Origin of the sequence: Brevibacterium picturae, from assembly GCF_030453725.1 — a bacterium.
GTDB lineage: Bacteria > Actinomycetota > Actinomycetes > Actinomycetales > Brevibacteriaceae > Brevibacterium > Brevibacterium sandarakinum_A.
Map to the genome: position 1 here is coordinate 1 of NZ_JAKDJU010000305.1, position 2,251 is coordinate 2,251.

Genomic DNA, 2,251 nt, shown 5'->3' on the forward strand with positions numbered 1-2,251 from the left:
TCGATCGACCTGGGGCCCGGCTGTGATCGCACCGAGGTCGACGAGCGCCTGCTTGCCGTACCCGGAATCGGACCGTGGAGTCTCGGCTACATTCGGATGCGTGCACTCGGCGACCCCGATGTCCTTCTCGGCTCGGACCTCGGCGTCAAGAAGGCCATGAGCGACCTCCGCAGTTCGGTCACCGATAGGACCGACTGGGCCCGGCGGCTGGACCGATGCCGACCCTGGAGATCCTATGTCACACACCTGCTGTGGGCCCATCACTCACGGCCACAGCCACAGACCCATCCAGCACAATGAAGCAGAAGCGGAGAAAGCAATGATGATGACAATGACACAGCCCACCGTGGGCACAGTGCGATACACGATCATCGACTCGACGCTGGGACGAATCCTTCTCACCTCGGATGGTGACCGTCTCACCGGGCTGTACCTGGATGACTTCGACCGGATCCTGCAGAGACTGGGGAAGACGAGCGGGGCCAAACCGATCGGCGACGACGAACTCGGACTGTTCGCGGCGGCGGGGGACCAGCTCGCGGAGTACTTCGCAGGCACCCGCACTGCCTTCGATCTCCCGCTGGCCCCGACGGGCACAGAATTCCAACGCGACGTCTGGCAGGCGCTGACGACGATTCCCTACGGCACAACCGCCGGATACGGAGAACTCGCCGCGTGGATCGACAGACCGACAGCGGCCCGCGCAGTGGGTGCGGCCAATGGCCGTAACCCGATCAGCATCATCGTTCCCTGTCATCGTGTGATCGGAGCCAACGGTGCGTTGACAGGCTATGCCTGGGGCGAAGAGAAGAAACGACGCCTTCTCGATCTCGAGGCCGGCGTCTGACACGGGCAGGATGCCGACATAGACCAGAGACGAAGAAGGACTCGATCTCATCGTGATGAGACCGAGTCCTTCGTGCGGTGGAGGTAAGGGGATTCGAACCCCTGACCTTCTCCATGCCATGGAGACGCGCTACCAACTGCGCCATACCCCCGCTTGCTGGATCAATATTACTCAGGTGGGCGCAAGACGACAAATCGGCGGACAGTGACGCTGACCACACCCGGTTAGGTGTTTCACTGTTGGAGCCGGATAGGCGGCAATGGCAGGGGCCGGGCAGACCCCGGACCCTGCCATGTGTGTCATCAGATCATCGGCCGCACATGGTAGAGGTACCTCGCAACTTCGCGTTCGCGCTGCTCAGTGACCCACTGATCCCGAGCGAGCCTGCGAAACTGTGCATCGCGACGATCCTGTGCGACCTGCTTGCGGTGCTTGGAGGGGACAGCTGGACGGCGGGCCCACTGGATCAGCTTGAGCCCGGCGCTCAGTGCCACACGCCGTGGATATGTGAATGGAAATGCCGTCGACAAAACGATTCCTTAATGTTTTCGGGCAGGGGAAATGCCCAAATGGCGGTTAGACGAAATGTTCGAAATCAGTGAGCTGCGAAAGAACTCAATGAGTCGAATGAAAGCGACTTCTGGGAAATGAATTCACTGATCGTCGTCCGCAGAATCGATTGAGACTCGATGAGGATCAGTCGAAGCGACGGCAGCTGCTGGAGAGCAGGATCAATCGGATGAGTGGTTTCAATGCCCAAAGGGTCGGTGATGTTCGTGAACGAACGCACCTGATGAACGACCGTGTCCCGCGCGAGTAAGGCTCATGCCTCGACGCTGCGTGCGAGCGCCAACGGTGGCGTCAGGGCGGCATCGCCTGGGCGATATTGCGGGGGTGGCATACCGGTGTTCAATTGACCGGTGGAGAAAGACGAAAGATACGGCTGGAGTCAGCCGGCGAGCCCTTGTCCGCCAATCAAGCAGGCAGTGTTCCCGGTCCAGCGGTGCTGGAGGTTCGGAAATGCGATAGGTTTCAGCATAGTTCTGCGCTCCCTTCTTGGTCGTGGATCTCGTTTGAGCGGCGTCAGCGCTCAAGATGGTTTGCTGCAATTGTGAGGTTTGTGCGAATCCGTAATTGCACTCTTGAATTTATCACAGGTGAAGAACTCTGTGTGACTTCTGTTCATTCTTTCTGAACTTTATTGTCACTAATGACTGCCATGCCTTTTCAGGCCAGCCATCGCTCCGAGGAACTGCGTCGATCACATTTCCAGCGCGGCCCTGCGGCGAGGTCGAAGAATGCCGACGTGCCGACGTAGAATCTTCTCAGACTCGCGACTCTCTGGGAGAAGATAATGTCACAGGCAGCTGCCACCACTCGACGACTGGTCGTCGGATACATCGC

General features: G+C 59.2%; 1 protein-coding gene, 1 tRNA gene and 1 pseudogene. 2 read left to right on the forward strand and 1 reads right to left on the reverse strand.

Annotated features, from left to right (window positions below; translation table 11 throughout):
* Positions 1–300 (forward strand): annotated as a pseudogene (locus L0G76_RS15855) (DNA-3-methyladenine glycosylase 2 family protein); the annotation flags it as partial.
* A gap of 31 nt (positions 301–331) precedes the next feature.
* On the forward strand, positions 332–847 hold the full coding sequence (locus L0G76_RS15860; protein WP_304358094.1) for a methylated-DNA--[protein]-cysteine S-methyltransferase: 516 nt from the start codon (positions 332–334) through the stop codon (positions 845–847).
* 78 nt (positions 848–925) lie between these two features.
* Here L0G76_RS15860 and L0G76_RS15865 read toward each other — a convergent pair.
* A tRNA-Ala gene (locus L0G76_RS15865) sits at positions 926–998 on the reverse strand.
* Positions 999–2,251 lie beyond the last annotated feature (1,253 nt).